Here is a 21,752-nt window from a genome sequence, read left to right as displayed (position 1 = left end):
GCACGGTGGTCAGTCGACGGTCACAGTGCCGCGCACTGGGTGCTGCGCGGTCCGTGCACGGTGTTGGCGACGCCGAGGTTGATCGGTGCGGGGTTGTTGCCGGTGCAGCTGAGCGGCCCTCGGATGGTGTTGCCGACCAGCAGGGGTGCGTCGGTGCCGGTGGTGTTGCCGGACAGGTCGACCGGGCCGGCGATGGTGACGTCGATGATGGAGATCGCGTCGGTGGTGTTCGCGATCCGGACCGGTCCGTTGACGGTGGCGTCGGCGAGGACGACGCCGGCGGCGCCGGTGGCGTTGACCGGTCCGCTGATGGTCGTTCCGGTCGCGACGAGTGCCGCGCCCGCGCGGACGGTGACCGGGCCGTTGATGGTGGCGTCGGCGGCGCAGGTGAAGCCGGAGACGACCAGTGGTCCGTTGCGCCGGCCGGTGAGGGTCGGGTAGATGCGTTCGCCGTCGGTCAGCTTCTCCACGCCCTTGGTGTCGAGGAGCAGCGGGATGAGGCCGCGTTCGGGCTGGTTGAGGGGGACGTAGTAGCCGTCGCTGGTCTTGATGACCTTCCAGCCGTGGGCGGCGATGCGCTGCGCGACGGTGGTGCCGACGCCACCCGGTCCGTCGGTGCGGGGGCCGTTGTACTGCTCCTCGGTGAGCTTGTAGGCGCAGGGTGCGTTGTCGAGGATGAGGTCGGCGCGGGGTGCGTCGAGCGGCGGGGGGCTGTCGCCGGGGTGCGGCGCCGGGTGGGCGGGGATGGGTCGGGAGCCGCGGAAGACGAGGCGGCCGGTGTTGGCGGCCTGGATCTCGATGGCCTCGGCGCGGGCGGTGAGGATGTCGCCGCGGTCGGCGCGGTGGTAGTCGAGGAACTGGTGGAAGGTCCACAGCGCGGAGTAGGTCTTGCGGCGCCGGTTGTTGGCGGTGTTGCCCTCGTCGGGTCGGGTCTGTCCGCCGGAGCTGCGCAGTTCCAGCAGGGAGTTGGCGACGTTCTTGAGGCCGAGGGTGTTGCGCAGGATGGTTTCCTCGCTGAGGCCGACGTTGCCGCCGCCTTCGCAGCCGTAGGGGCAGGCCCACCAGCCGGCTTCGGCGCCCTTGGCGTACATGTGGCCTTCGATCATGTCCTGGGACTGGTCGAAGATGGGCTGGGCGACGTTCTGGTGTCGGGGCGGGAGCATCGGCAGGTCACCGGCGCGGGAGTTGCCGAACTCGTGGCCGTCGTAGCCGGCGACGGGTCGGTAGTCGCGGACCATCTTGATGTACGCGGCGGTCTCGGGTTGGCGGATGAGCGAGTAGTCGCGGTTGAGGTCCTGGCCGGTGGAGTTGCCGCGGGTGTTGTTGGCCCGGCCGTCGCCGTTGATGGTGGGGACGATCAGGACGGTGGTGTGGCTGAGCAGGTCGGTGATGCGGGGGTCGGTGCTGAAGGCGAGTTGCCGGGCCATGATGAGGCAGGCTTCGCGGTCGCCGGGTTCGTTGCCGTGCACGTTGCAGTTGATGGCAACGGGTGCGGTGGCGGCGACGGCGGCCGGGGTGGCCGGCGGGGTGGGGCTGCCGATGACCATCATGTTGATGGGTCGGTTCTGCAGGGTGCGGCCGAGCTCGACGACGCGGACGCGGTCGCTGAGGGCGTCGATGGCGGCGGTGTAGGCGTACTCGTCGGTGTCGCTGGTGTACTGCGCGGCGTGGGTGGTCTCCCACTGGGTGCGCAGCTGCTCGCCGGGGTTTCCGGGGTTGCCCCACGGTGCGGTGGTGGTGGCGACGACCGGGTCGGAGTAGGGCTGTTCGGTGGTGCCGGCGCGGGCGCGTACCCGCCACTGGAACGTGTCGCCGGGGTTGAATCCGGAGTCGGCGAAGGTGGGTGACTCCTGGTTGATCTGGCGGTTGGGGCGCCAGATGCCGACGATGGTCGGTGCGCCGGTGGGGGTGCCGTTGGCGTCGACGGCGGTGCGTTCGATCTGGTAGTCGGTGGCGCCGTCGACGGGTTGCCAGGCGAGGGTGGCGTACCCGTCGGCCTGGCGGACGGTGAGGTTGGCGACCTGGTTGGGTAGCGCGGCGCTCTGGGCGCTGGCGGGGGCGGGGGCGGTGGTGAGGGTGACCGCGAGGAGTGTGGACACGGCTATGAGGATGGATCGCTGGCGTCTCATGTGGCCTCCGACTGGTGGACCGTGGCGCGGGTTTCGATCAGCATGATCGTCGGAGTTCGTCGATGCAATGATCTTGAGGGAATCTTGCGGCTGGGGGTGCCGCTCTCCCCCGGTGCCTGCTGTTATGCGGTGATCGTGATGGGTTTGCCGAGCGGCAACCAGCGGAGGGTGTCGCGGACGGCGGCCGGTGCGGTGGCGAACGCCTGCTCGATCACGTCGCGGGGTTCCTGGAAGTGCTGCCAGCCCTCGTAGTGCACCGGGAGGGTGGTGTGTGGTCGTAGCGCGGCGCAGAGCTGGACGGCTCGTCGGGCGGTCATCGAGTAGCGCAGCGGCCCGGTGATCGGGAACCGTACGCCGCCGAGATGCAGCAGCACGGTGCCGACCGGGATGCGGGTGGCCACCTGGCGTACGCCGTGGTGCAGGACGGTGTCGCCGGTGATCCACAGTGCGCCGTGTCGCTGGTCGGGCCAGCGCAGGGCGAAGCCGACGACGTCGCCGACGATCGGTGTGCTCAGGGGTGGGCCGTGTCGGCAGGGTGTCGCGGTCACCTGGATCGTCGGGCGTCCGGAGCGTGTGAGCTGGGTGGTCTGCCAGGCGCGCAGTCCCTGCGCGCCGCGGCCGAGCCGGCGCGCCCCGGCGACGGTGGTGAGCACGGTGTCGACGTCGGCGAGCAACGCGCGGCCGGCGTCGTCGAGGTTGTCGCCGTGGTGGTCGTGGGTGAGTAGTACCGCGTCGATCGGGCCGAGGTCGGCGGCTCGGACCGCCGGGCCGGTGAGCTTGCGGGAGGAGGTGCCCCACCCGAAGGTGTAGCGCCGGCCGGGTGGGTCGAAGGTGGGGTCGGTGAGCAGCCGCCAACCGCCGATTTCGATCAGCGTGGTGGGGCCGCCGATGTGGGTGATCCGCAGCGGCTCCACGGTGCTCACCGGGCGTGCCGTAGGGCCCAGTCCAGGGCGTGGTCGGCGATGTCCTGCCAGCCCTGCTGGGCGGGCAGCAGGTGCGCGTACCCGTCGTGGAGTTCGACCTCGGTGACGGTGTCGCCCTTGTAGTGCCGGGCGTTGGACTGCTGCACGCTCGGCGGCATGATGTGGTCCTCGGAGCCGGAGATGAACAGCAGTGGCGCGCGCTGGTCGTTGTGGTAGTTGACCGCGATGTCCTGTGGGCCGGGCAGCAGGTTGGCCAGCACGCTGTCCCAGAGGATGCCGCCCGCGGCGGGGATGGCGTAGCGCTCGTACAGGGCGCGGGACTCGTGCTCGTCGAAGGTGTTGGTGAAGGCGTAGTGCCACTGCTCGAAGGTCAGGCCGACGGCGCGGTGCCGGTTCGCCGGGTTTCGCAGCACCGGGAAGGTCGATCGCAGCTGCGAGAACGGGATCACCTTGACGCCTTCGGTGGGCGCTGAGTTGAGGACGACCGCGGACGTGCCGTAGCCCCGGTCGAGCAGCACCTGGGTGAAGGCCCCGCCGGCGGAGTGGCCCATGAGGATGGGTGGTGTGGGCAGCGCTCCGACCACGGTGGAGAGGTGTTCGATGATCTGCGGCGCGGTGAGCGTCTCCAGGGGGCTGGGGTCGGCGTTGAGGGCCTCGACCTCGACCTCCAGCCCGGGGTAGGCCGGGGTGAGGACGCGGAAGCCCTTGTCCTGGTAGTGCGTGACCCAGTTCTCCCAGCTGCGGGGGGTGACCCAGAACCCGTGGATGAGGACGATGGTGTCCGGTGTGTCGCTCATGGTCAGCTCCGTGGTGTCGAAGGCGGAGATGGCGGAACGGCGGCGGTGCGGTGTGCTCACCCTAGACACCGGGACCACCCGGGTGGGGCGATCCGGGCTGGCAGGTTCAGCCGAGGTCGACCAGCAGGGGTCGGTGGTCGGAGATGGTGGACAGCGGCGCGGTGACGGCCCGTACCGGTGGGAGCTGGTTGAGGGCCTGCCGGTCGGCGAGGATGTGGTCGAGTTGCACGCGGGGTTGCCCGGCGGGGTAGGTCGGGCGGCGGCCCAGGGGGCGCCAGCCGGAGATGAGGCGGGCCGCGCCGGCGGGCAGGTTGAGGTCGCCGAGCAGGACGCGGGGTCCGGGTAGCGCGCGTAGGGCGCGGATGGTCTGGCGTAGCTGGCGGGCGTTCCAGCCGGGGACGAAGGACAGGTGGGTCGCGGCGACGGTGAGTGGGCCGTGCGGGGTGTCCAGGACGGCGGCGAGCACGACGCGGGGTTCGTCGTGCAGCAGGATGAGGCCGCCGCCGGGGCCGGGGACGTAGACCGGGGAGCGTACGGGTGCGGGTTTGAGGCGGGTGACCTGCCAGCTGCGCACCGGCAGGCGGCTGATGAGCCCGATGCCGTAGCAGGGTTCGCCGTGGCCGTCGTCGTCGTGGGTCAGGGGCCGGAATCGTTCGCCGGGGGTGCCGACGACGGCGGCGGCGAAGCGGTGGTGGGGTGCGTCCAGGGCGCGGGCGGCGATGGCGGTGAGGTCGAGGTTGCCGCTGCGGCTCTGGTCGCGGTCGACCTCCTGCAGCGCCAGGACGTCGGCGTCGAGGGCGGCGACGGCTGCGGTGAGTCGGTCGGGGTCGACGAGCCCGTCGGTGAGGGATCGTCCGTGCAGCAGGTTGAAGGTGGCCAGGCGCACTCCTGCACCCTACGTCCCCGTGGCAGGGTTGCCGGGTGGTCAAGGTGCTGCTGTGTTCCGTGCTGGTGTTCGTGGCGATGGGTGCGTTGGGGGTGTGGTTGAGGCGGGCGCGGGGTCGTTGACGTGGCTGGGGTCGGGTGAGGCTGGCCACTCCGGTGGTGGGTGGGCGGGTCGGGGTGGGGAGAATGGCCGGCCGTGGACCCCGTATCGCTGACCACCCTGCTCGCCGCCGCCGCGATGGCCGGTTGGGTCGACGCTGTGGTCGGTGGCGGTGGGTTGCTGTTGCTGCCGGCGTTGCTGGTGGCCGCGCCGGGCCTTCCGGTGGCCACCGCGTTGGGCACCAACAAGCTCGCGGCGATCTTCGGGACCGCCACGGCGGCGGCGACGTACGCCCGACGGACGAAGATCGACTGGCGGGTGACGGGGCCGGCGGCGGGTCTGGCGGTGCTCAGCGCGGGGGTGGGTGCCGCGCTGGCCGGTGCGGTGCCGGCGTCGGCGTACCGGCCGGTGGTGCTGGTGGTGCTGTTGTCGGTGGCGGTGTTCGTGCTGCTGCGTCCCCGGTTGGGGGTGGTGGCGATGCCGCAGCGGCGGACTCCGCTGCGGGTGGCGGCGGCGGTCGTGTTGGCGGGTGTCGGTATCGCCCTGTACGACGGGTTGATCGGTCCGGGTACGGGCACGTTCCTGGTGTTGGCGTTCACGGCGCTGGTGGGCGCGGACTTCGTGCACGGGTCGGCGATGGCGAAGGTCGTCAACGCGGGTACCAACCTGGGTGCGCTGGTGGTGTTCGGGGTGACCGGGCACGTGTGGTGGCTGTTGGGTGCGGGCATGGCGGTGTGCAACATCGCCGGCGCGGTGGTGGGTGCGCGGATGGCGTTGCGCCGCGGGTCGGGGTTCGTGCGGGTGGTGCTGCTCGTGGTGGTGGTGGCGTTGGTCGCGAAGCTGGGGCATGACCAGTGGCTGGCCCGGTGAGTCCGCGCTGATGGCGGTACGCGCCGAGCACGACCGGGCCGTCCTGGCGGACCTGCTGGGGCGTGATCCGGTGCTGCACGCCTACCAGTTGGGTGACCTGGACGACTTCTTCTGGCCGTACACCTCGTGGTTCCGTCGGGGTGAGCAGGTGGCGTTGCTGTATCACGGGGTGGATCCGCCGACGCTGTTGGCGTTCGCGGCGCCGGCGGACACGGCGGCGTTGGCGGTGTTGCTGGCCGAGGTAGCGCCGGTGCTGCCCGCCCGGTTGTACGCGCACCTGTCCCCCGGGCTGTCCGATGCCCTGGCCGGGTCGTTCCGGTTGGATTCCGGTGGGGGGCACCACCGGATGGCGTTGACCGATGCGGCCCGGTTGGCGGCGGTGCGCCCGGCGGGTGTGGTGCTGGGCGCGGAGGACCTGCCGCAGCTGCGCCGCCTGTACGCGCGGGCGTACCCGGAGAACTGGTTCGATCCTCGGATGGTGGACACCGGGCAGTATGTGGGCGTGCGTGAGGGCGGTGAGTTGGCGGCGGTGGCCGGGGTGCACGTGTGGTCGCCGGTGTACCGGGTGGCGGCGTTGGGCAACGTCACGACCGATCCGCGGTGGCGCGGGCGGGGCCTGGCCGCGGCGGTGGTGGCGGCGTTGTGTGCGCGGCTGCGCCAGAGCGTCGAGCACGTCACGCTGAACGTGAAGGCGGACAACGTGGCCGCGGTGCGGTTGTACGAGCGGGTGGGCTTCAGCCGGGTCGCCGACTATGACGAGTACACGCTGACCGCCCGTTAGCGGGCGGTAGGGGTGTCAGCGGCGGCGGCTGGGTGAGTCGAAGCGGCCGGCGCGGATCTCGCGCAGGGCGCGGCGGCGGATGTCGCCGTGGAGGGTGTCGACGTACAGCTTGCCGAGCAGGTGGTCGGTCTCGTGTTGCAGGGCGCGGGCGAGGAAGCCGCTGCCGGCGATGGTCAGCGGCTCGCCGTGCTGGTCGACGCCGCGGGCGGTGGCGTGCAGGGCCCGCTGGGTCGGGAAGTACAGGCCGGGGATGGACAGGCAGCCCTCCTCGTCGTCCTGGCGTTCCTCGGACAGTTCGAGGGTGGGGTTGATGAGGTGGCCGCGGTGCCCGTCGGCGTCGTAGACGAACACCTGGGCGCTGACGCCGATCTGCGGGGCGGCGACGCCGGCGCGGCCGGGCGCGCCGAGCAGGGTGTCCATGAGGTCGGTGACCAGGGCGCGCAGTTCGGCGTCGAAGGTGGTGACGGGCTCGCACGGGGTGCGCAGCACGGGGTCGCCGATGATCCGGATGGGCCGCATGGTCATGCGGGTCAGCGTATCGCCGGGCGGGTTCAGCGCCCGGCCAGGGTGGCGCGGATGGGGGCGGTCTTCGCGGCGGCTTCGGCGACCTCGGCGGTGGGGTCGCTGTCCCAGGTGATGCCGCCGCCGGCCCAGGTGTGCAGCCTTTCGGCGTCGGCGGCGGCGGTGCGGATGGTCAGGCCGAGGTCGACGCGGCCGGGTGCGACCCAGCCCAGCGCGCCCATGCTGGCGCCTCGGCCGACGGGTTCGAGGGCGCTGATCTGGTTCAGGGCGGCGAGTTTCGGTGCGCCGGTCACCGAGCCGCCGGGGCAGGTGGCGCGTAGCAGGTCGGCCAGGCCGAGGCCGTCGGCGACGGTGGCGCGGACGGTGGATTCGGCCTGCCACAGGTCGCACCAGCGGCGTACGGCGAACAGGTCGTCGACGTCGACGGTGCCGGTGCGGGCGATGCGGGCGAGGTCGTTGCGTTCCAGGTCGACGATCATGATGTGTTCGGCGCGTTCCTTGGCGCTGGTGAGCAGTTCGGCGCGGCCGGCGGCGGTGGCCGGGCGGGTGCCTTTGATGGGTCTGGTGGTGAGCTGCCCGTCGGTGACCTCGACGAGGGTCTCCGGGGAGGCGCAGCCGATGGCCCAGCCGTCGCCGGTGAGGACGCCGCCGTAGCGGGCGCCGGGCAGGGCGCCGAGGCGGCTCAGGGCGGGCAGCGGGTCGCCGGTGTAGCGGGCGGCTGCGTGGCCGACGAGGTTGGTCTGGTAGACGTCGCCGCGGCCGATGGCGGCGCGGACGGCGTCGACGGCGTCGGCGTGCTGGCGGGGGGTCCAGCTTTCGGTCCACTCGCCGAGCCACCAGGTCGGCGGCGGACCGGGTGGTGCGGGCCGGGTGGGGCCGTGGTCGTAGACGACGACGGCGAGGTCGGGCAGGGCGGGGGTGGGCTCGGGTGCGCCGTCCGGTGCGCCGGCCAGCAGCGCCCCGGCGGCGGCGGACAGGTAGAGGGCCGCTCCGCAGGCGCCGGTGCTGCGGTGTGGCTGGGCGGCGGGCTGCGCCAGGTCGTGCAGTGGCAGGCCGTGTGCGGCGAGGAACTCCTCGGCCAGCGCGGCGGGGTCGCCGCCGTCGGTGCGGCGCCACTGCAGGCGGGCGCGTTCGACGAGACCGCGCCGGCAGGCGGCTGGTGCCGCTGGCGCATTGACCAGCACCTGTGGGAGCGTTTCCACGCCGTACGGTCCGACCTTCCTCATCCGTTCAGTGGATTTCGGGTACACCAGGCGGCTACCTGCTCGATGCTGGACACTTTCGCTTGGTACTGTGCGTCACTGGTCATGTGAACCATGACACAGTGCCCCCACAGTCCGGAGAACCCGATGTGCCAGCACCAACCGACCTGCCCCTCCGCTGAAGCTACCGACCGGGAAGCCGCCCGGGTCCTCGCCTGCTTCCCTGAGCAGGGCTGGAGCCTGCTCTGCAACGGTGTCATCGTCTTCGAGGACACCGGCGAGCTGCTCCCTGACGGCAGCAGCATCGCCCCGCACCGCGGCCCCGCCCGTCACGCCCTCGTGGCCTGATCGACCACTCAGCGTCACCGAACCGCCGCCGTCGACCCAGGCTAGTCCCCCGGTCCGGGACGTCCCCGCCCAGGTCGGCGCGGTTGCCGGGGCGGCCAACCGCCCGCCCCGGCCCGCCCGTCGTCAGTCCTCGAAGGCCTCCGGCGACGGGCACGAGCAGACCAGGTTCCGGTCGCCGTACGCGCCGTCGATGCGCCGCACCGGCGGCCAGTACTTCCCGGCCCGGTCTACCCCGGCCGGGTACGCGCCCACCGACCGCGGGTACGCGTGCGTCCACTCGTCACCGCTGACCATCGCCGCGGTGTGCGGCGCGTTGGCCAGGGGGTTGTCCCCGGCCGGCCACTGCCCCGAGCCCACCTGCTCGATCTCCGCCCGGATGGCGATCATGGCGTCGCAGAACCGGTCCAGCTCGGCCAGGTCCTCGCTCTCGGTCGGCTCGACCATCAGCGTCCCGGCCACGGGGAACGACATCGTCGGCGCGTGGAAGCCGTAGTCGATCAGCCGCTTCGCCACGTCGTCCACGCTCACCCCGGTCGCCTTCGTCAGCGGCCGCAGGTCGAGGATGCACTCGTGCGCCACCAGGCCCTTGTTGCCGGCGTACAGCACCGGGAAGTGCCCGCGCAGCCGCGCCGCCACGTAGTTCGCGGCGAGGACCGCCACCCCGGTCGCCCGGGTCAGGCCGGCCGCGCCCATCATCCGCAGGTACGCCCACGGGATCGGCAGGATCCCCGCCGACCCGTACTTCGCCGCCGAGATCGCCGGCGTGGCGTCGACGTGCGCGCCCAGCGGGTCACCGGGCAGGAACGGCGCCAGGTGCGCCCGCACCGCCACCGGACCCACGCCCGGCCCGCCGCCGCCGTGCGGGATGCAGAACGTCTTGTGCAGGTTCAGGTGTGACACGTCCGCGCCGAACTTGCCCGGCTTGGCGAACCCCACGAGGGCGTTGAGGTTCGCGCCGTCGACATAGACCTGACCGCCGGCGTCGTGGACCTTCGCGCACAGCGACGCGATGCCCGTCTCGTACACGCCGTGCGTCGACGGGTACGTCACCATGATCGCCGCAAGGGCGTCGCGGTGCTTGTCGATCTTCGTGTCCAGGTCGACGAGGTCGACGTTGCCGTCGTCGTCGCAGGCCACCACGACGACCCGCATGCCGGCCATCACCGCCGACGCCGCGTTGGTGCCGTGCGCCGAGGACGGGATCAGGCACACGTCGCGGTGCGCCTCACCACGGCTGCGGTGCCACGCCCGGATCGCCAGCAGCCCGGCCAGCTCACCCTGCGATCCGGCGTTGGGCTGCACGCTGACCGCGTCGTAGCCGGTCACCTCGGCCAGCCACGACTCCAGCTGACCGATCAGCTCCCGGTACCCGGCGGTCTGCGAGTCCGGCGCGAACGGGTGGATGTGCGCGAACTCCGCCCAGCTGACCGGCTCCATCTCCGTGGTCGCGTTCAGCTTCATCGTGCACGACCCCAGCGGGATCATGCCCCGGTCCAGGGCGTAGTCGAAGTCCGACAGCCGCCGCAGGTAGCGCAGCATCGCCGTCTCGGAGTGGTGACTGCGGAACACCGGGTGGGTGAGGAAGTCACTGGTGCGGCGCAGCTCGACCGGCAGCGCCGGCTCGCCGTCGCCGCCGAACGTCGGCACGCCGAACGCCGCCCACACGGCCTGAAGGTGCGCGACGGTGGTCGTCTCGTCGCAGGACACACCCACCCGGTCGGCGTCGACCAGCCGCAGGTTCACCCCCCGCTCGGCGGCCGCCGCGACGACCTCGCCGGCCCGCCCGGGCACCGTGGCGGTGACGGTGTCGAAGAACGCGACGTCCGCGACCCGCACGCCGCCGGCACGCAACCCGGCCGCGAGCCGCGCCGCCATCTCATGGGTACGCGCCGAGATGTCCCGCAGCCCGTCCGGGCCGTGGTACACCGCGTACATGCCGGCCATCACCGCGAGCAGCACCTGCGCGGTGCAGATGTTGCTGGTGGCCTTCTCCCGCCGGATGTGCTGCTCGCGGGTCTGCAACGCCAGCCGGTAGGCGGGGTTGCCGTCGGTGTCGCGGGACACCCCGACCAGCCGGCCCGGCAGCATCCGCTCCAGGCCCGCCCGCACCGCCAGGTAGCCGGCGTGCGGCCCACCGAAGCCCATGGGTACGCCGAAACGCTGGGTGGTGCCGGCGGCGATGTCCGCGCCGATCTCCCCCGGCGCGCGCAGCAGCGCCAACGCCAGCAGGTCCGCCGCCACGGTCACCAGGGCGCCGCGCTCGTGTGCCGCCGCCACCAGCGGGGCGTGGTCGCGCACCGCGCCGGACGCCCCCGGGTACTGCAGGTGCAGGCCGAAGAACTCCGCCGGCAACTCGTCGCGCTCGACGTCGAGGACCCGCACGTCGATGCCGAGCGGCTCCGCCCGGCTGGTGATCACCGCGATGGTCTGCGGCAGGGCGTCGGCGTCGACGACGTACACGGCGCTCTTGCTCCTGGACGCGCGGCGGGCCAGGGTCATGGCCTCCGCCGCGGCGGTGCCCTCGTCGAGCATGGAGGCGTTCGCGGTGGCCAGGCCGGTCAGGTCCGTGACCATGGTCTGGAAGTTCAGCAGCGCCTCGAGGCGGCCCTGGCTGATCTCCGGCTGGTACGGCGTGTACGCCGTGTACCAGGCCGGGTCCTCCAGCACGTTACGGCGGATCACCGCCGGGGTGTGCGTGCCGTGGTAGCCCAGGCCGATCATCGACACGGCGACGGTGTTGCGGGCCGCCAGGGCGCGCAGCTCGGCGATCGTCTCGGCCTCGGTGGCCGGGTCGGGCAGGTCCAGGGTGCCGTGCCAGCGGATCACCTCGGGGATCGCGGCGTCCATCAGCTCGTCGATCGAGCCGTGCCCGACGACCTCCAGCATGCGGCGCTCATCGTCCGGGCCGGGACCGATGTGACGGGTGGCGAACTGCTCTGCGGTCATGGGAACTCCCGGGCGAGGTCGACGGATCGGCCTCCCCCTCTGTCGCGCCCGCAGGGCACTCCACAGTGCCTGCCCACGAGGTCCTTTTGCCTGAGAGGTTCCGGGGAGGATTTGCCCCTTCGGCGCCGCCCCTGATGCTGTCGGGCGGTCTCTCCCACGTGGGTGGTACCGGCATGGTCAACGCTACCAGCGCCGGTGTTTCCGGAAGATGTCCTACCCCCGGGGGCTCACACCCCGGCCGGGGCCGCCAGCGTCGCGGCGTCCGCGCCGGTCACCCGGTCGGCCAGCGCCGGCAGCAGCACACCCAGCGGGGCGTCGACGCACACGGTGGCATGGCTGTCACCGCGCGTCGGACCCTGGTTGACGATCGCCACCGGAATGCCCCGTTTCGCCGCCCGGATCACGAACCGGCGACCCGACATCACCGTCAACGACGAGCCCAGCACCAGCAGCGCCCGGGCCTGCTCCACCAGCGAGAAGCACCGCGCCACCCGCTGCGGCGGCACCGTCTCGCCGAAGAACACCACGTCCGGTTTCAGCATCCCCGTGCCGCAGATCCCGCAATCGACCGTGCGGAACGCGGCCACCTGCTCGTCGGGGAGATCCACATCACCGTCGGGGTTCACGGCGGCGACCTGGGCCACGAACCCCGGGTTGGCCTCACGCAGCCGACGGTCCAACTCCTCCCGGGAGGTCAGGTTGCCGCAGTCCAGGCACGTCACCTCGTCCAGCCGGCCGTGCAGCTCGACCACCGGCGCGCTGCCGGCCAGCGAGTGCAACCCGTCGACGTTCTGCGTGATGACCGCGTCGACCAGGCCGGCGCGTTGCAGCCGGGTCACCGCATGGTGCCCGGCGTTCGGCGCGGCCCGGGCGATCAGCCGCCATCCCAGGTGGCTGCGCGCCCAGTACCGCCGCCGCGCCAGCGGGTCGCGGGTGAACGCCTGGAACGTCATCGGGGTGTGCCGGCGGGCCACCCCACTGGGCCCCCGATAGTCCGGGATGCCCGACTCGGTGGACAGGCCCGCCCCACTGAGCACCACCACCCCACCGCCGGCCACCAGCGAGGTCAACGCGTCGAGGCTCTCCGTCACCCCTCCATGCTGCCTCAGCGCAGCGCCCGACGCCGAACCCCCGCCCGACGCCGGCCTCAGCGGCCGACCCGCGCCGGTAGGTTGGGCACATGCGCGTCGTCATCGCCGGAGGCCACGGCAAGATCGCCCAACTGCTGGAACGCGACCTCGCCGAGCGGGGCGACACCGCCGTCGGCCTGATCCGTCACCCCGGCCAGGCCGGCGCGCTGCGCGACGCCGGCGCCGAACCGGTCGTCTGCGACCTGGAACACGCCGACGTCACCGACGTCACCGCGCACCTCGACGGCGCCGACGCGGTGGTCTTCGCCGCCGGCGCCGGCCCCGGCAGCGGCGCCGCCCGCAAGGACACCGTCGACCGGGCCGCCGCCGCGCTGCTCGCCGACGCCGCCACCCGCGCGGGCGTCCGCCGCTACCTGCTGATCTCCTCCATGGGCGTGGACGCCCCACCGTCGGCCGGCACCGACGAGGTGTGGGCGGCGTACCTGCGGGCCAAACGGGCCGCCGAGGACGACCTACGCGGCCGGGACCTGGACTGGACGATCCTGCGACCCGGCCGGCTCACCGACGACGCACCCACCGGACAGGTCACCCTCACCCGGCACGCCGGGCGGGGCGCGGTCACCCGCGCCGACGTCGCCCGGGTCCTCGTGGCGCTGCTCGACGAACCCGGCACCGCCGGCGCGACCCTGGAACTGGTCAACGGGCCGACGCCGATCGCCGACGCCGTCGCGGCCACGACCACCTGACGGCCGGCCACACCGACTTTCGAGGAGAGCCATGGCCCCGCAACCACTCGACCACCGCTTCACCGCCCCCATCGAGAAGGACGGCGCCTTCGCCACCTACGTGACCGTGCCCGACTCCGCCGACCTGCTCGGCACCCGCCGCGCCGTCAAGGTCACCGGCACGATCGACGGCCACCCGTTCAGCGCCACCCTCATGCCGTCGGGCACCGGCCCGCACTGGCTGCCCATCAGAGCCGCCCTGTGCAAGCTCATCGGCAAGAGCGAAGCCGGCACCGAGGTCAGCTTCCACCTCGACCAACGGCTCAGCTGACCAGCCGCGCCGTTTTGCGCGGGGTCAGTCCGGACGGTGCGCGGCGACCAACACGGGTCCGCCGGGAACGGTCGGGTAGCGGCGGACGTCGTCCAACCCGGCGTCGGCCAGCACCTGCGCCATTCGGTCCGTGTCGTAGGCGTTGCCGCCGTTGCGGACGGCGTTCCACCGGTCGACAGCCGCCCGCAGGGGATCCCCGGCGGGCGGGTTCGTGCCCACCACGATCCAACCGCCGGCCCGCAGCGCCTCGACCAGTCGGGGCAGAGCCGCCACCAGGGTGTCCTGGGCCACGAACGGCGCGGGAAACCAGACGAGGTCGTACGCGCCCACCTCGGTCACCTCGGCCACGTCCTGGTGGCGCAGGGTGATCCGGTCGGCGACGTCGGACGCCTGGGCCAGTTCCTCGCGGGCCAGATCCAACGCGCGCTGGAGGATGTCGATGCCCACCACCGACACCCGGGGCAGCTCCCGGGCCAGGGCAACGGCCAGCGCCGCCACACCCGTGCCGATGTCCAGGACACGCCCGCCGGAGTCCAGACGCTCCGCGAGCCCCGGCAGCCCGGGGACCACCCGGGTGGCCAGAGCGCGGCCCGTCGCGGCGGACGCCCGGCCCTGATTCAGCAACACCTCGTCACCCAGCTCCGACCAGCCGCCCCCGGCCGGAGCGGAAGCGTCCTGCGCCGCGGCGGTGACCGCCTGCCGCAACGAGCTCAACCGCGCCTGCACCATGCTCCGCCCGGTCGGCCCGTCAGCGGGGACCAGCGACGGGTGCGCAACCGGCACCTCGCCGTCCCACGACAGCAGCCCGGCGGCCTCCAGCACAGCGGTGCGCTGCGGCGACGCCGCCAGGACCTCGGCCAGCGGCGCCGACAGGGCGTCGCGCATCGTGCCGACCACGGCGGCCAGAGCCCACACCGAGGCCTCCATCGCGGCCACCGGGTCCACCGACCCGTCGTGTGGATGCGGCGAGGCGCCGGAGGAAGACGCAGACACAGACATGGGACACCTTTCCACGCGCGGCCCGGCGGGGCGCAACCCCGTCCAGTCTGCTGCGACCGAACCGGTCGGCGACGCCACCGACCGCCACACCACCCGGGTGGGGTCCGCCGGGCGGACCCCACCCGGCGTTCACCGCTGGTGGTGACGCGGCAGCGCCGCCTGCCCCGCCGCACCGCCCACGAACGGCGCCCCCGGCGTCTCCTTCGCGATCCGGTCCATCGTGCGGGCCAACTGCTCACTACCGTCGTCGAGATGCCGCGCCGCCGCCTGCATGTGCGACACCATCATCTCGCCGAAGATCCGCAGCGCCTCACGGGTGGCCACCGTGTCGTCGAAGCTCGGCCCGGCCGTGTTGCGGTACTCCGTCACCGCCCGCTCGGCCTCCTGCTTCGCCTCCTCCGCCGCCGCCCGCATGTAACTCTCGTACTGCATCCGGGCGTACTCGGCGACCCGCCGCGCGTAGTCGTGCGCCTGCGCGATGATCTGCTCCGCCTCCCGCTGCGCCGCGGAGAGCAGATTCACCTCCTTGGCCGCCGGCACCTTCGCCGCCGCGTCCGTGCTCGGGATCACCCCGTGCCGGTGCAGCTCCACCCGGTCGGTGAGCCGCTCGTTCTCCGCCCGCAGATGCGCCAACTGCGTCGCCAGCAGATCCAACTCATCGGCGACCTGCACGCGGAAGCGGTCCACGTCGGCGTTGTCGTAGCCGCGCCGGGCGAACGGCGCCGTGCCGAACTCCCACCGCCGCACCCGGTCGGCGGTCAACCGCACCTGCACACCACCGGAGACCTGAATCCCGTCGTACCGGCTGATCGGGGTCGCGCTCACCTCTGCCCGCCTCCGTTCGCGACTGCGGGGCTCGCGAGCTCACTCCTCGCGCTCACCGAACACCTCCGGAAGTGTCACCAGCGGTCGACTGCTCCACCGCCGTACGCCAGGCCGGGCCGTACCAGTGCTTACCCAGACCCTCATGGTGCACCTGACCCGCGTGGTAACCCGCCCGGGTCAACGCCTGCACCGAGTGCGAAACCATCTCGTCCGACCCGCACACGTACACGTGCCGGGCACGCCAGTCGCCGTCGGCCAACGCCCGGTCCACCGGCTGCAGGAACTCCCCCGGCCGGTTCACGTCGGCACCCACCACGTAGGTGACCGTCAACCACGGGTACGACGACGCCAACTTGTCGATCGCGTCGCTGTCGTAGAACTCGCTGCGCGAACGGGCACCCACATACAGGTCCACCCGCCGGCGGGAACCCTCCGCGGCGACCTGCTCCACCAACGCCTTCACCGGCGCCCAGCCGGTGCCCGCCGCCAGCAGCAACAGGTCACTGGAACCCGCCGACCACAACGCCAACCGCTCCCCCACCGGCGCCGCCAGGTGGATACGGTCACCCACCGTCGAGCCGTACACCAGCCGCGAGGACACCGCGCCACCCGGCGCGGCCCGCACGTGCAACTCCAACGTGCCGTCCGCGCGCGGCGCGTTCGCCGGCGAGTAGTACCGCCACGACCGCACCGACGGATGGGACACCCCGATCGACTGACCCGGCGTGAACGGCAACAGGTACTGCGGACGCACCGTCAGCACCGCCACGTCGAACGCCCGCCGCTCATGGGACACGATCTCCGAGACCCACCACGGCGGATTCACCGACTCCGCGGCCTGCGCGGCCTCCATCATCACCTGCGCGATCAGCCCGTACGCGGCCGCCCAGTCCTGGGCCAGCTCCTCGGTCCACTGCTCGGCCAGGAAGTGCTGCAACGTCGCCAGCAGCGCCTCACCCACCGCCGGGTAGTGCTCGGCGCGTACCGCGAACTTGCGGTGGTCAGCGCCGAGGCCCTGCAGGAAACCCACGAGCCCATCGACCTGGTCCACGTTGGACACGATGTGCCCCAGTGCGGTCACCAGACGGTCCCGCTGCCCGGCCATGTTCGTCGGGAACATCTGCCGCGTCTCGGGATGGGACAGGAACAACGTCGAATAGAAATAGAGCGGCACCTGGTCGCCGTGCGCGGCGACCAGAGACCAGCTCTGCTTGAGTCGGGCCGCGTCCACGCTCAGGCGCCCGGACGGTTCCCGGTGGCCACCACCTGGTCCTGCACCTGCCCCAGCACCTTCTGCACGTCGGCCAGGATGTCCGCCGGTACGCCCAACTCGGTCAGCGTCGCCGTCAGGTGCTCACCGACCTTGACGTAGTGCTCCAGCGGGATGTTCAACGGCTGGTGCGCCTCGGCCAGACCACGACCGGCGTACTCGTTCGGACCGCCCAGCACCACCGTCAACATCAACGTCATGTGCCGCCGCTGCGACGGCATGTCCACATCGGTGAAGTAGCCCGCCAGTTCCGGATCGGCGAGCACCTTGTCGTAGAACAGCTCCACGGCCGCCTTGACGGAGCTGCCACCGCCGATGCGGTCGTAGTGCGAGACGGGGGCGGTTTCTTCGGTAACCGTCACGGATGTTCCTTCCAGGGTGGAGGCCGCGCGGGGTCGGCGCGGGAGGGGCATTTGGCCCACCGGAGCGACATCGTCTTTCCACGGCGACACACCGAGGACCGTGACGGACCATAGCGTGTCGTCGGTTTCCGGTCAGGGCCCCCCTATCGGATTCCCGACAACCACCCGGCACGCAGCGTCACCGCCCTCGACCCGACTCTCCACAACCCGCCACCGTGACGACACCCACCGTCAACCACTGTCGACATGGGAGCCCTCACAACGCAGGCACGGCTCCGCCAACCTGACCCTCAGTGATCACAGCGGCCGCGAAAAACCAACGCGAAAGCCGGGCGCGTCGACAACCCGGGGCAACACGAGCGCGCTCAGCCAGCCCGCCGCCGCGCCCGCCGCGCCGCCAACTCGTCACCCACCGGATCCGACTCGGACGCCGCCACCGGCTCCGCCGGGCCGCTCGCCGCCGGCTCCGCCGGCAGATGCGACAACGACCCCTGGATCTCCTTGAAGGCCCCACCGATCGCGATGCCGAACACGCCCTGGCCACCCTGCAACAGGTCGACCACCTCCTCCGGGGACCGGCACTCGTACACCGTCGTCCCATCGGAGATCAACGTGATCCCGGCCAGATCCTCCACGCCACGCGACCGCAACGCCTCGATCGCCTTGCGGATGTTCTGCAGGGACACCCCCGCGTCCAACAACCGCTTCACGACCTTCAACACCACCAGGTCCCGGAACGAGTACAACCGCTGCGTCCCCGAACCCGAGGCGTCACGCACACTCGGCACCACCAGCGCCGTCCGCGCCCAGTAGTCCAGCTGCCGGTAACTGATGCCCACCGCGGTGCACGCCGTCACACCCCGGTAGCCCACCGAACCGTCACCCTCAGTCGCCACACCCGGCGACGCCAACTCCGTACCTGGATCGGGATCCCGCGGCTCGTGCATCCGGACAACCTCCCCGTCAGTGTGGCGACGCGTCGTTTCCGGGACGCGCACCCCTCGACACGGCAACCCTATAGCCACCTTCAGGGGTTACCACGGAGGTACCGACGCGACACGCCGCGCAGCCACCGAGAAAGATCACCAACCGCACCTCGGCATCACCCACAGTGACACCCGGTGCCGCGGAACGCCCGGGCTCAGCCCGCGAAGTCCTCCGGACGCACCTGCTCCAGGAACTCGCGGAACTTCTCCACCTCGTCCTCCTGCTCATCAGGAATGACGATCCCCGCTTCACTGAGGACCTGCTCAGCACAACGAATCGGCGCACCGACCCGCAACGCCAGAGCGATCGAATCGCTCGGCCGCGCCGACACCCGCACCCCGTCGCCGATCAACAGATCCGCGTAGAAGACGTTCTCCTTGAGCTCGGTGATCTCCACCGCCTGCAACGGCGCCTGCAAAGCCGCCAACACGTCCCGCAGAAGATCATGAGTCAACGGCCGAGCCGGCTTGACCCCCTGCTGCTCATAAGCGATAGCCGTGGCCTCGACCGCGCCGATCCAGATCGGCAGATAGCGGTCCCCCTCGACCTCCCTGAGCAGGACGATCGGCTGGTTGCTGGGCAGCTCCACCCGAACTCCGACCACGCTCAGCTCGCGCACCGCCGCCTCCGTGTCGTTGTCACCTACGCCGCACCGCGCCCTTCCCTGCACGGTACACGGACCGCGACACGGCCGTCCCATGCGCTACAGCACCACGTCCGCGCCAGGAAGGGGTTACCCCGGCAAGCCTACGGCACGCTTCCCGGAAGAGATCTTTCCGCTCGGCCACCGCCCGCCGGGCACCTCACCGACCCAACGTCGAACGCAGACCCACCCGCACCAACGCCGCGTGCAACTGCTCCGACAACGCCACCAACTCCCGCGCCGTCTCCGCAGCCCGCGCCCGCGCCGCCGGATCACTCTGCCGCGCCAACGGCGCCACCAACTGCGCGAACAACCCGACCTCACGATCAGCCGCCGTCCGGTAACCCCGCAGGTGCCGCGGCTCCAACCCGTACGCCGCCAACCCCGCCACCGCGGACGCGATGATCAACGCATCCGCGTCATACCACCCCGGCGGATCCGACACCAGCACACCCAGCCGCTCCAACTCAGCCAAGGTCGACTCGTCGACCCCACTGCGCGCCACCAGATCCGCCCGGCCGAGCCGCACCTGCGACGACTCGGCCGGCTCCGCCGACTCACGACCGGGAACCGCACCATCAGGCCCCACCGCGACCAACGCCGGCCGCGACCGACCCGGCTGCTCACCGGACGAGTCCCACTCCGCCAACTGCTCACGGATCACCCGCAACGGCAGGTACCTGTCCCGCTGGGCGGTCAACACGAACCGCAACCGCGCCACATCGTCCCAGCTGTACTTCCGGTAGCCCGCCGCCGTCCGCTGCGGCTCCACCAGGCCCTCGGCCTCAAGGAACCGCAGCTTCGAGATCGTCGTGTCCGGAAAATCCACCCGCAACTGACCCAGCACCTCACCGATGCTCATCAGCGGCTGGGACCGGGCCGCCCCGGGTGGCGTGGAGGCCGCAGGCTCGTTCACCCCCGGCTGGCCTCCTCCTCCGGGCGCGGACCGGCGATGAACACCACCCGGAACTTACCGATCTGAACCTCGTCACCATTGCTCAACGTCGCAGCCTCGACCCGCTCACGGTTCACATACGTGCCGTTCAAGCTGCCCACGTCCCGCACCGTGAACGTGCCACCGTCACGATGGAACTCCGCGTGCCGCCGCGACACCGTCACGTCGTCGAGGAAGATGTCACTGTCGGGGTGCCGGCCACTGGTCGTCACATCGTGGTCCAACAAGAACCGGGCACCCGCATTCGGGCCGCGACGAACCACCAGCAGCGCCATACCGGGTGGCAACGAACCGGACATCCGGCTCGGCACCACATCGGTCTCCGGCCCCTCCAGCACTTCGTCGAGCGAACCGAGATTGAGCGTCGAAGTGACGTCGAGCGGGGGGAACTCGTCGTCTGGGCGCGTCATGGGACCACCTCACGGATCTGTTCGGTCGGCGTCGGGTAATGGCGGGTCTGGCCGCCGGGCACGTGAACACCCGGCGGCTGGCTCCCCGTGCCCGGGAAGGCAATTCCACAACGCTCAACTATTGGGTTCTCGGTCGACTGGGCGAGCCTAGCCAGCGCCGAAATGCAGGGCAACCGGACGCGCGCAGACATCCCACGCACCGGATCAAGCACACTCAGCCTTCGGTGATCTCGCGGTACGCGCCGGCCGTCAACAGACCGTCCACCGCCGTCGGATCAGCCGGAGTGATCTCCACCAACCAACCCGCACCATACGGATCAGTGTTGATCAGCTCAGGGGTGTCACCCAACGCCTCGTTGCGCGCCGCCACCGTACCGGCCACCGGCGCGTAGATCTCCGACACGCTCTTGGTCGACTCGATCTCACCCAACGAGTCGCCGGCCGCGACCGCCGCACCCGCCTCGGGCAACTGCACGTACACGATGTCACCCAGCGCGTCCTGCGCGAAGTGCGTGATGCCGACCCGGACCGAACCGGTGCCGTTACCCAACACCCACTCGTGCTCGGCGGTGTATCGCAGATCCTCAGGAATCACCAGACGCGTCCTTCATCCATCGTGCCCCGGACCACCCGGGTCCGGCGCGGCCGCGCCGGTCAGGAGACCGGACGGGCGTGTTCCAACTTGATCGGCACGTGCAGCGCCGAAACCTCGGCAACCTCACGCTCCCCAAAGGTCACGTTACCGCCGTCACCACGGACCGACGCGACCACCCCACCAGGAATGTTCAACGCCGTACGCATCGTCGCCGGGTCACCGATCACCGTGATCGTGAACGGCCCCACCAGCCGGCGCCCCTCCACCACCAACGAACCGTTCTCCCCATCCAGGAAGTACGTCGATGCGATGATCCGCACCGTCGCCCGATCACCGCCGGAGATCTGCATCGCCTCCGCGCCCGCGCCCCGCAGTTCCTGCACCGCGTCCAGCACCCGATTCGCCGAGATCGGCTTACCGCTGCTCTCGAACTGCACGGTCAACCCGGGCCCGACCGCCGGCAACGTGCCCGCCAGGATGCCCAACTCGTCCGCCCGCCGGGTCGCCTCGTCCAGCGCCGCCTGGCGACCCTGCTCACCCGAGCGCAACTGCCGCTGGCTGTCCTCCAACGCCCGGATGTCCTGCTGCAGCCGGTTCTCCCGCGCATCCAGATCCGACAGGATCCGCACCAGGTCCTCCTGACGCGTCGCCCCCAGCGTCGGATCCGTCGACGTCGTCTTCAACTGCACGACCAGGGTGAAACCCAGCAACGCCAACAACGCGACGATCATCACGCCGGCGGTGCTCCACCGCACCCGACCCAGCCTCGCCGACGCCACCGGCTCCTCGACCGGCTCCGACGGGGCCTCCGACCGCGGCATCGCGCTCAGATCCACCGTCGAGCCGTCGTCGACCGGCGCGACCCCGGCCTCCTCGGCCGGCACCTCCGGCTCCCGCTCCGCCGGCCCCTGCGGCGCCAACGGGCTCAACTCGTCCGGATCCGGCGCGTCCGGCCGCGGATCCGGATCACCCGCCGGCCCACCAGGGCGCACCGGACCAGCCGGTTCCGGCCACCCCGTCCCCGTCTCGGTCTGCTCGTCGCTCATCGCTGTCAAA

23 protein-coding genes and 1 riboswitch are annotated in these 21,752 nt (G+C 71.6%); of the genes, 5 read left to right on the top strand and 18 right to left on the bottom strand.

The features are described from left to right. Nucleotides 1-20: 20 nt before the first annotated feature. The 4 genes from M8C17_RS07980 to M8C17_RS07965 all read right to left on the bottom strand — a co-directional run bounded on the left by M8C17_RS07980 (nucleotide 21) and on the right by M8C17_RS07965 (nucleotide 4,735). Nucleotides 21-2,099: a M14 family zinc carboxypeptidase gene (locus M8C17_RS07980; RefSeq protein ID WP_252415735.1), complete on the bottom strand. Its 2,079-nt coding sequence runs from the start codon at nucleotides 2,097-2,099 to the stop codon at nucleotides 21-23. A gap of 152 nt (nucleotides 2,100-2,251) precedes the next feature. Then, nucleotides 2,252-3,052 (bottom strand): MBL fold metallo-hydrolase, encoded by an 801-nt coding sequence (locus M8C17_RS07975; RefSeq protein ID WP_252415734.1) that lies wholly within the window; start codon nucleotides 3,050-3,052, stop codon nucleotides 2,252-2,254. Continuing rightward, a complete protein-coding gene (locus M8C17_RS07970) occupies nucleotides 3,049-3,909 on the bottom strand; it encodes a carboxylesterase (protein WP_252415733.1) in 861 nt (286 codons plus the stop codon). The genes M8C17_RS07975 and M8C17_RS07970 overlap by 4 nt, the downstream gene beginning before the upstream one ends. Nucleotides 3,910-3,955: 46 nt before the next feature. Then, entirely contained in the window at nucleotides 3,956-4,735 is a 780-nt protein-coding gene (locus tag M8C17_RS07965) for an endonuclease/exonuclease/phosphatase family protein (RefSeq protein WP_252415732.1), read from the bottom strand. A gap of 195 nt (nucleotides 4,736-4,930) precedes the next feature. Here M8C17_RS07965 and M8C17_RS07960 point away from each other — a divergent pair, with 195 nt between their 5' ends. Next, nucleotides 4,931-5,704, top strand: coding sequence for a TSUP family transporter (locus tag M8C17_RS07960; protein ID WP_308209382.1), 774 nt, complete (start codon nucleotides 4,931-4,933; stop codon nucleotides 5,702-5,704). Beyond that, a complete protein-coding gene (locus M8C17_RS07955; RefSeq protein ID WP_252415731.1) occupies nucleotides 5,682-6,485 on the top strand; it encodes a GNAT family N-acetyltransferase in 804 nt (267 codons plus the stop codon). The genes M8C17_RS07960 and M8C17_RS07955 overlap by 23 nt, the downstream gene beginning before the upstream one ends. 15 nt (nucleotides 6,486-6,500) lie before the next feature. Here the strand turns inward: M8C17_RS07955 and def are convergent, their stop codons facing one another. Both def and M8C17_RS07945 read right to left on the bottom strand, forming a co-directional pair. Continuing rightward, nucleotides 6,501-7,010 (bottom strand): peptide deformylase, encoded by a 510-nt coding sequence (gene def / locus M8C17_RS07950; protein WP_252415730.1) that lies wholly within the window; start codon nucleotides 7,008-7,010, stop codon nucleotides 6,501-6,503. A 26-nt stretch (nucleotides 7,011-7,036) separates the two neighbouring features. Then, the gene (locus tag M8C17_RS07945) at nucleotides 7,037-8,233 is read right to left on the bottom strand and encodes a chorismate-binding protein (RefSeq protein ID WP_374557568.1); all 1,197 of its coding nucleotides are present in this window, start codon (nucleotides 8,231-8,233) and stop codon (nucleotides 7,037-7,039) included. A 123-nt stretch (nucleotides 8,234-8,356) separates the two neighbouring features. Between M8C17_RS07945 and M8C17_RS07940 the strand changes: the two genes are divergently transcribed. Then, nucleotides 8,357-8,557, top strand: a complete 201-nt coding sequence (locus M8C17_RS07940; RefSeq protein WP_089000314.1) for a DUF5999 family protein — start codon at nucleotides 8,357-8,359, stop codon at nucleotides 8,555-8,557. A 123-nt stretch (nucleotides 8,558-8,680) separates the two neighbouring features. On the opposite strand, the gene gcvP is transcribed toward M8C17_RS07940, so the two are convergent. Further along, nucleotides 8,681-11,503, bottom strand: a complete 2,823-nt coding sequence (gcvP, locus tag M8C17_RS07935; protein ID WP_252415729.1) for an aminomethyl-transferring glycine dehydrogenase — start codon at nucleotides 11,501-11,503, stop codon at nucleotides 8,681-8,683. 68 nt (nucleotides 11,504-11,571) lie between these two features. Beyond that, nucleotides 11,572-11,670: riboswitch (glycine riboswitch) on the bottom strand. A 60-nt stretch (nucleotides 11,671-11,730) separates the two neighbouring features. Further along, nucleotides 11,731-12,594, bottom strand: a complete 864-nt coding sequence (locus M8C17_RS07930) for an NAD-dependent protein deacetylase (RefSeq protein WP_252415728.1) — start codon at nucleotides 12,592-12,594, stop codon at nucleotides 11,731-11,733. Between the two features lie 89 nt (nucleotides 12,595-12,683). Between M8C17_RS07930 and M8C17_RS07925 the strand changes: the two genes are divergently transcribed. Further along, nucleotides 12,684-13,340, top strand: coding sequence for an NAD(P)H-binding protein (locus M8C17_RS07925; protein ID WP_252415727.1), 657 nt, complete (start codon nucleotides 12,684-12,686; stop codon nucleotides 13,338-13,340). Between the two features lie 31 nt (nucleotides 13,341-13,371). After that, nucleotides 13,372-13,650, top strand: coding sequence for a DUF1905 domain-containing protein (locus tag M8C17_RS07920; RefSeq protein WP_252415726.1), 279 nt, complete (start codon nucleotides 13,372-13,374; stop codon nucleotides 13,648-13,650). Nucleotides 13,651-13,674: 24 nt separating this feature from the next. Here M8C17_RS07920 and M8C17_RS07915 read toward each other — a convergent pair whose 3' ends face one another. The 10 genes from M8C17_RS07915 to M8C17_RS07870 form a co-directional block, all read right to left on the bottom strand. Beyond that, nucleotides 13,675-14,649, bottom strand: coding sequence for a cyclopropane-fatty-acyl-phospholipid synthase family protein (locus M8C17_RS07915; RefSeq protein WP_252415725.1), 975 nt, complete (start codon nucleotides 14,647-14,649; stop codon nucleotides 13,675-13,677). Between the two features lie 129 nt (nucleotides 14,650-14,778). Next, nucleotides 14,779-15,474, bottom strand: a complete 696-nt coding sequence (locus M8C17_RS32030) for a DivIVA domain-containing protein (protein WP_308209380.1) — start codon at nucleotides 15,472-15,474, stop codon at nucleotides 14,779-14,781. A 52-nt stretch (nucleotides 15,475-15,526) separates the two neighbouring features. Further along, nucleotides 15,527-16,705: a globin domain-containing protein gene (locus M8C17_RS07905; protein WP_252415724.1), complete on the bottom strand. Its 1,179-nt coding sequence runs from the start codon at nucleotides 16,703-16,705 to the stop codon at nucleotides 15,527-15,529. A gap of 2 nt (nucleotides 16,706-16,707) precedes the next feature. Next, nucleotides 16,708-17,106, bottom strand: a complete 399-nt coding sequence (locus tag M8C17_RS07900; RefSeq protein ID WP_252415723.1) for a group 1 truncated hemoglobin — start codon at nucleotides 17,104-17,106, stop codon at nucleotides 16,708-16,710. Between the two features lie 365 nt (nucleotides 17,107-17,471). Further along, the gene (locus tag M8C17_RS07895) at nucleotides 17,472-18,053 is read right to left on the bottom strand and encodes a MerR family transcriptional regulator (protein ID WP_252415722.1); all 582 of its coding nucleotides are present in this window, start codon (nucleotides 18,051-18,053) and stop codon (nucleotides 17,472-17,474) included. 194 nt (nucleotides 18,054-18,247) lie between these two features. Next, the gene (locus tag M8C17_RS07890; protein WP_007460347.1) at nucleotides 18,248-18,712 is read right to left on the bottom strand and encodes a bifunctional nuclease family protein; all 465 of its coding nucleotides are present in this window, start codon (nucleotides 18,710-18,712) and stop codon (nucleotides 18,248-18,250) included. Between the two features lie 184 nt (nucleotides 18,713-18,896). Beyond that, entirely contained in the window at nucleotides 18,897-19,598 is a 702-nt protein-coding gene (locus M8C17_RS07885; protein ID WP_252415764.1) for a MerR family transcriptional regulator, read from the bottom strand. Nucleotides 19,599-19,648: 50 nt separating this feature from the next. Continuing rightward, complete coding sequence (locus tag M8C17_RS07880; protein WP_252415721.1) at nucleotides 19,649-20,101, bottom strand: FHA domain-containing protein; 453 nt, start codon at nucleotides 20,099-20,101, stop codon at nucleotides 19,649-19,651. A gap of 214 nt (nucleotides 20,102-20,315) precedes the next feature. After that, complete coding sequence (gcvH, locus tag M8C17_RS07875) at nucleotides 20,316-20,696, bottom strand: glycine cleavage system protein GcvH (protein WP_252415720.1); 381 nt, start codon at nucleotides 20,694-20,696, stop codon at nucleotides 20,316-20,318. Nucleotides 20,697-20,755: 59 nt separating this feature from the next. Further along, nucleotides 20,756-21,742: a DUF881 domain-containing protein gene (locus M8C17_RS07870; RefSeq protein ID WP_252415719.1), complete on the bottom strand. Its 987-nt coding sequence runs from the start codon at nucleotides 21,740-21,742 to the stop codon at nucleotides 20,756-20,758. Nucleotides 21,743-21,752 lie beyond the last annotated feature (10 nt).

The sequence above is a fragment of the Micromonospora sp. RHAY321 genome (assembly GCF_023896955.1).
In the GTDB taxonomy this organism is placed as follows: Bacteria; Actinomycetota; Actinomycetes; order Mycobacteriales; family Micromonosporaceae; genus Micromonospora.
Note: the sequence above shows the minus strand (reverse complement) of the source record. Positions and strands in the feature narration are given on the sequence as shown.

Excerpts from the sequence above, each read along its gene's own strand:
- gcvP (WP_252415729.1), bottom strand. The coding sequence starts at position 11,503 with ATGACCGCAGAGCAGTTCGCCACCCGTCACATCGGTCCCGGCCCGGAC.
- M8C17_RS07915 (WP_252415725.1), bottom strand. The coding sequence starts at position 14,649 with ATGTCTGTGTCTGCGTCTTCCTCCGGCGCCTCGCCGCATCCACACGAC.
- M8C17_RS07920 (WP_252415726.1), top strand. The coding sequence starts at position 13,372 with ATGGCCCCGCAACCACTCGACCACCGCTTCACCGCCCCCATCGAGAAG.
- M8C17_RS07870 (WP_252415719.1), bottom strand. The coding sequence starts at position 21,742 with ATGAGCGACGAGCAGACCGAGACGGGGACGGGGTGGCCGGAACCGGCT.
- M8C17_RS07940 (WP_089000314.1), top strand. The coding sequence starts at position 8,357 with ATGTGCCAGCACCAACCGACCTGCCCCTCCGCTGAAGCTACCGACCGG.
- M8C17_RS07895 (WP_252415722.1), bottom strand. The coding sequence starts at position 18,053 with ATGCACGAGCCGCGGGATCCCGATCCAGGTACGGAGTTGGCGTCGCCG.
- M8C17_RS07925 (WP_252415727.1), top strand. The coding sequence starts at position 12,684 with ATGCGCGTCGTCATCGCCGGAGGCCACGGCAAGATCGCCCAACTGCTG.
- M8C17_RS07880 (WP_252415721.1), bottom strand. The coding sequence starts at position 20,101 with ATGACGCGCCCAGACGACGAGTTCCCCCCGCTCGACGTCACTTCGACG.
- def (WP_252415730.1), bottom strand. The coding sequence starts at position 7,010 with ATGACCATGCGGCCCATCCGGATCATCGGCGACCCCGTGCTGCGCACC.
- M8C17_RS07885 (WP_252415764.1), bottom strand. The coding sequence starts at position 19,598 with ATGAGCATCGGTGAGGTGCTGGGTCAGTTGCGGGTGGATTTTCCGGAC.
- M8C17_RS07955 (WP_252415731.1), top strand. The coding sequence starts at position 5,682 with ATGACCAGTGGCTGGCCCGGTGAGTCCGCGCTGATGGCGGTACGCGCC.
- M8C17_RS07945 (WP_374557568.1), bottom strand. The coding sequence starts at position 8,233 with ATGAGGAAGGTCGGACCGTACGGCGTGGAAACGCTCCCACAGGTGCTG.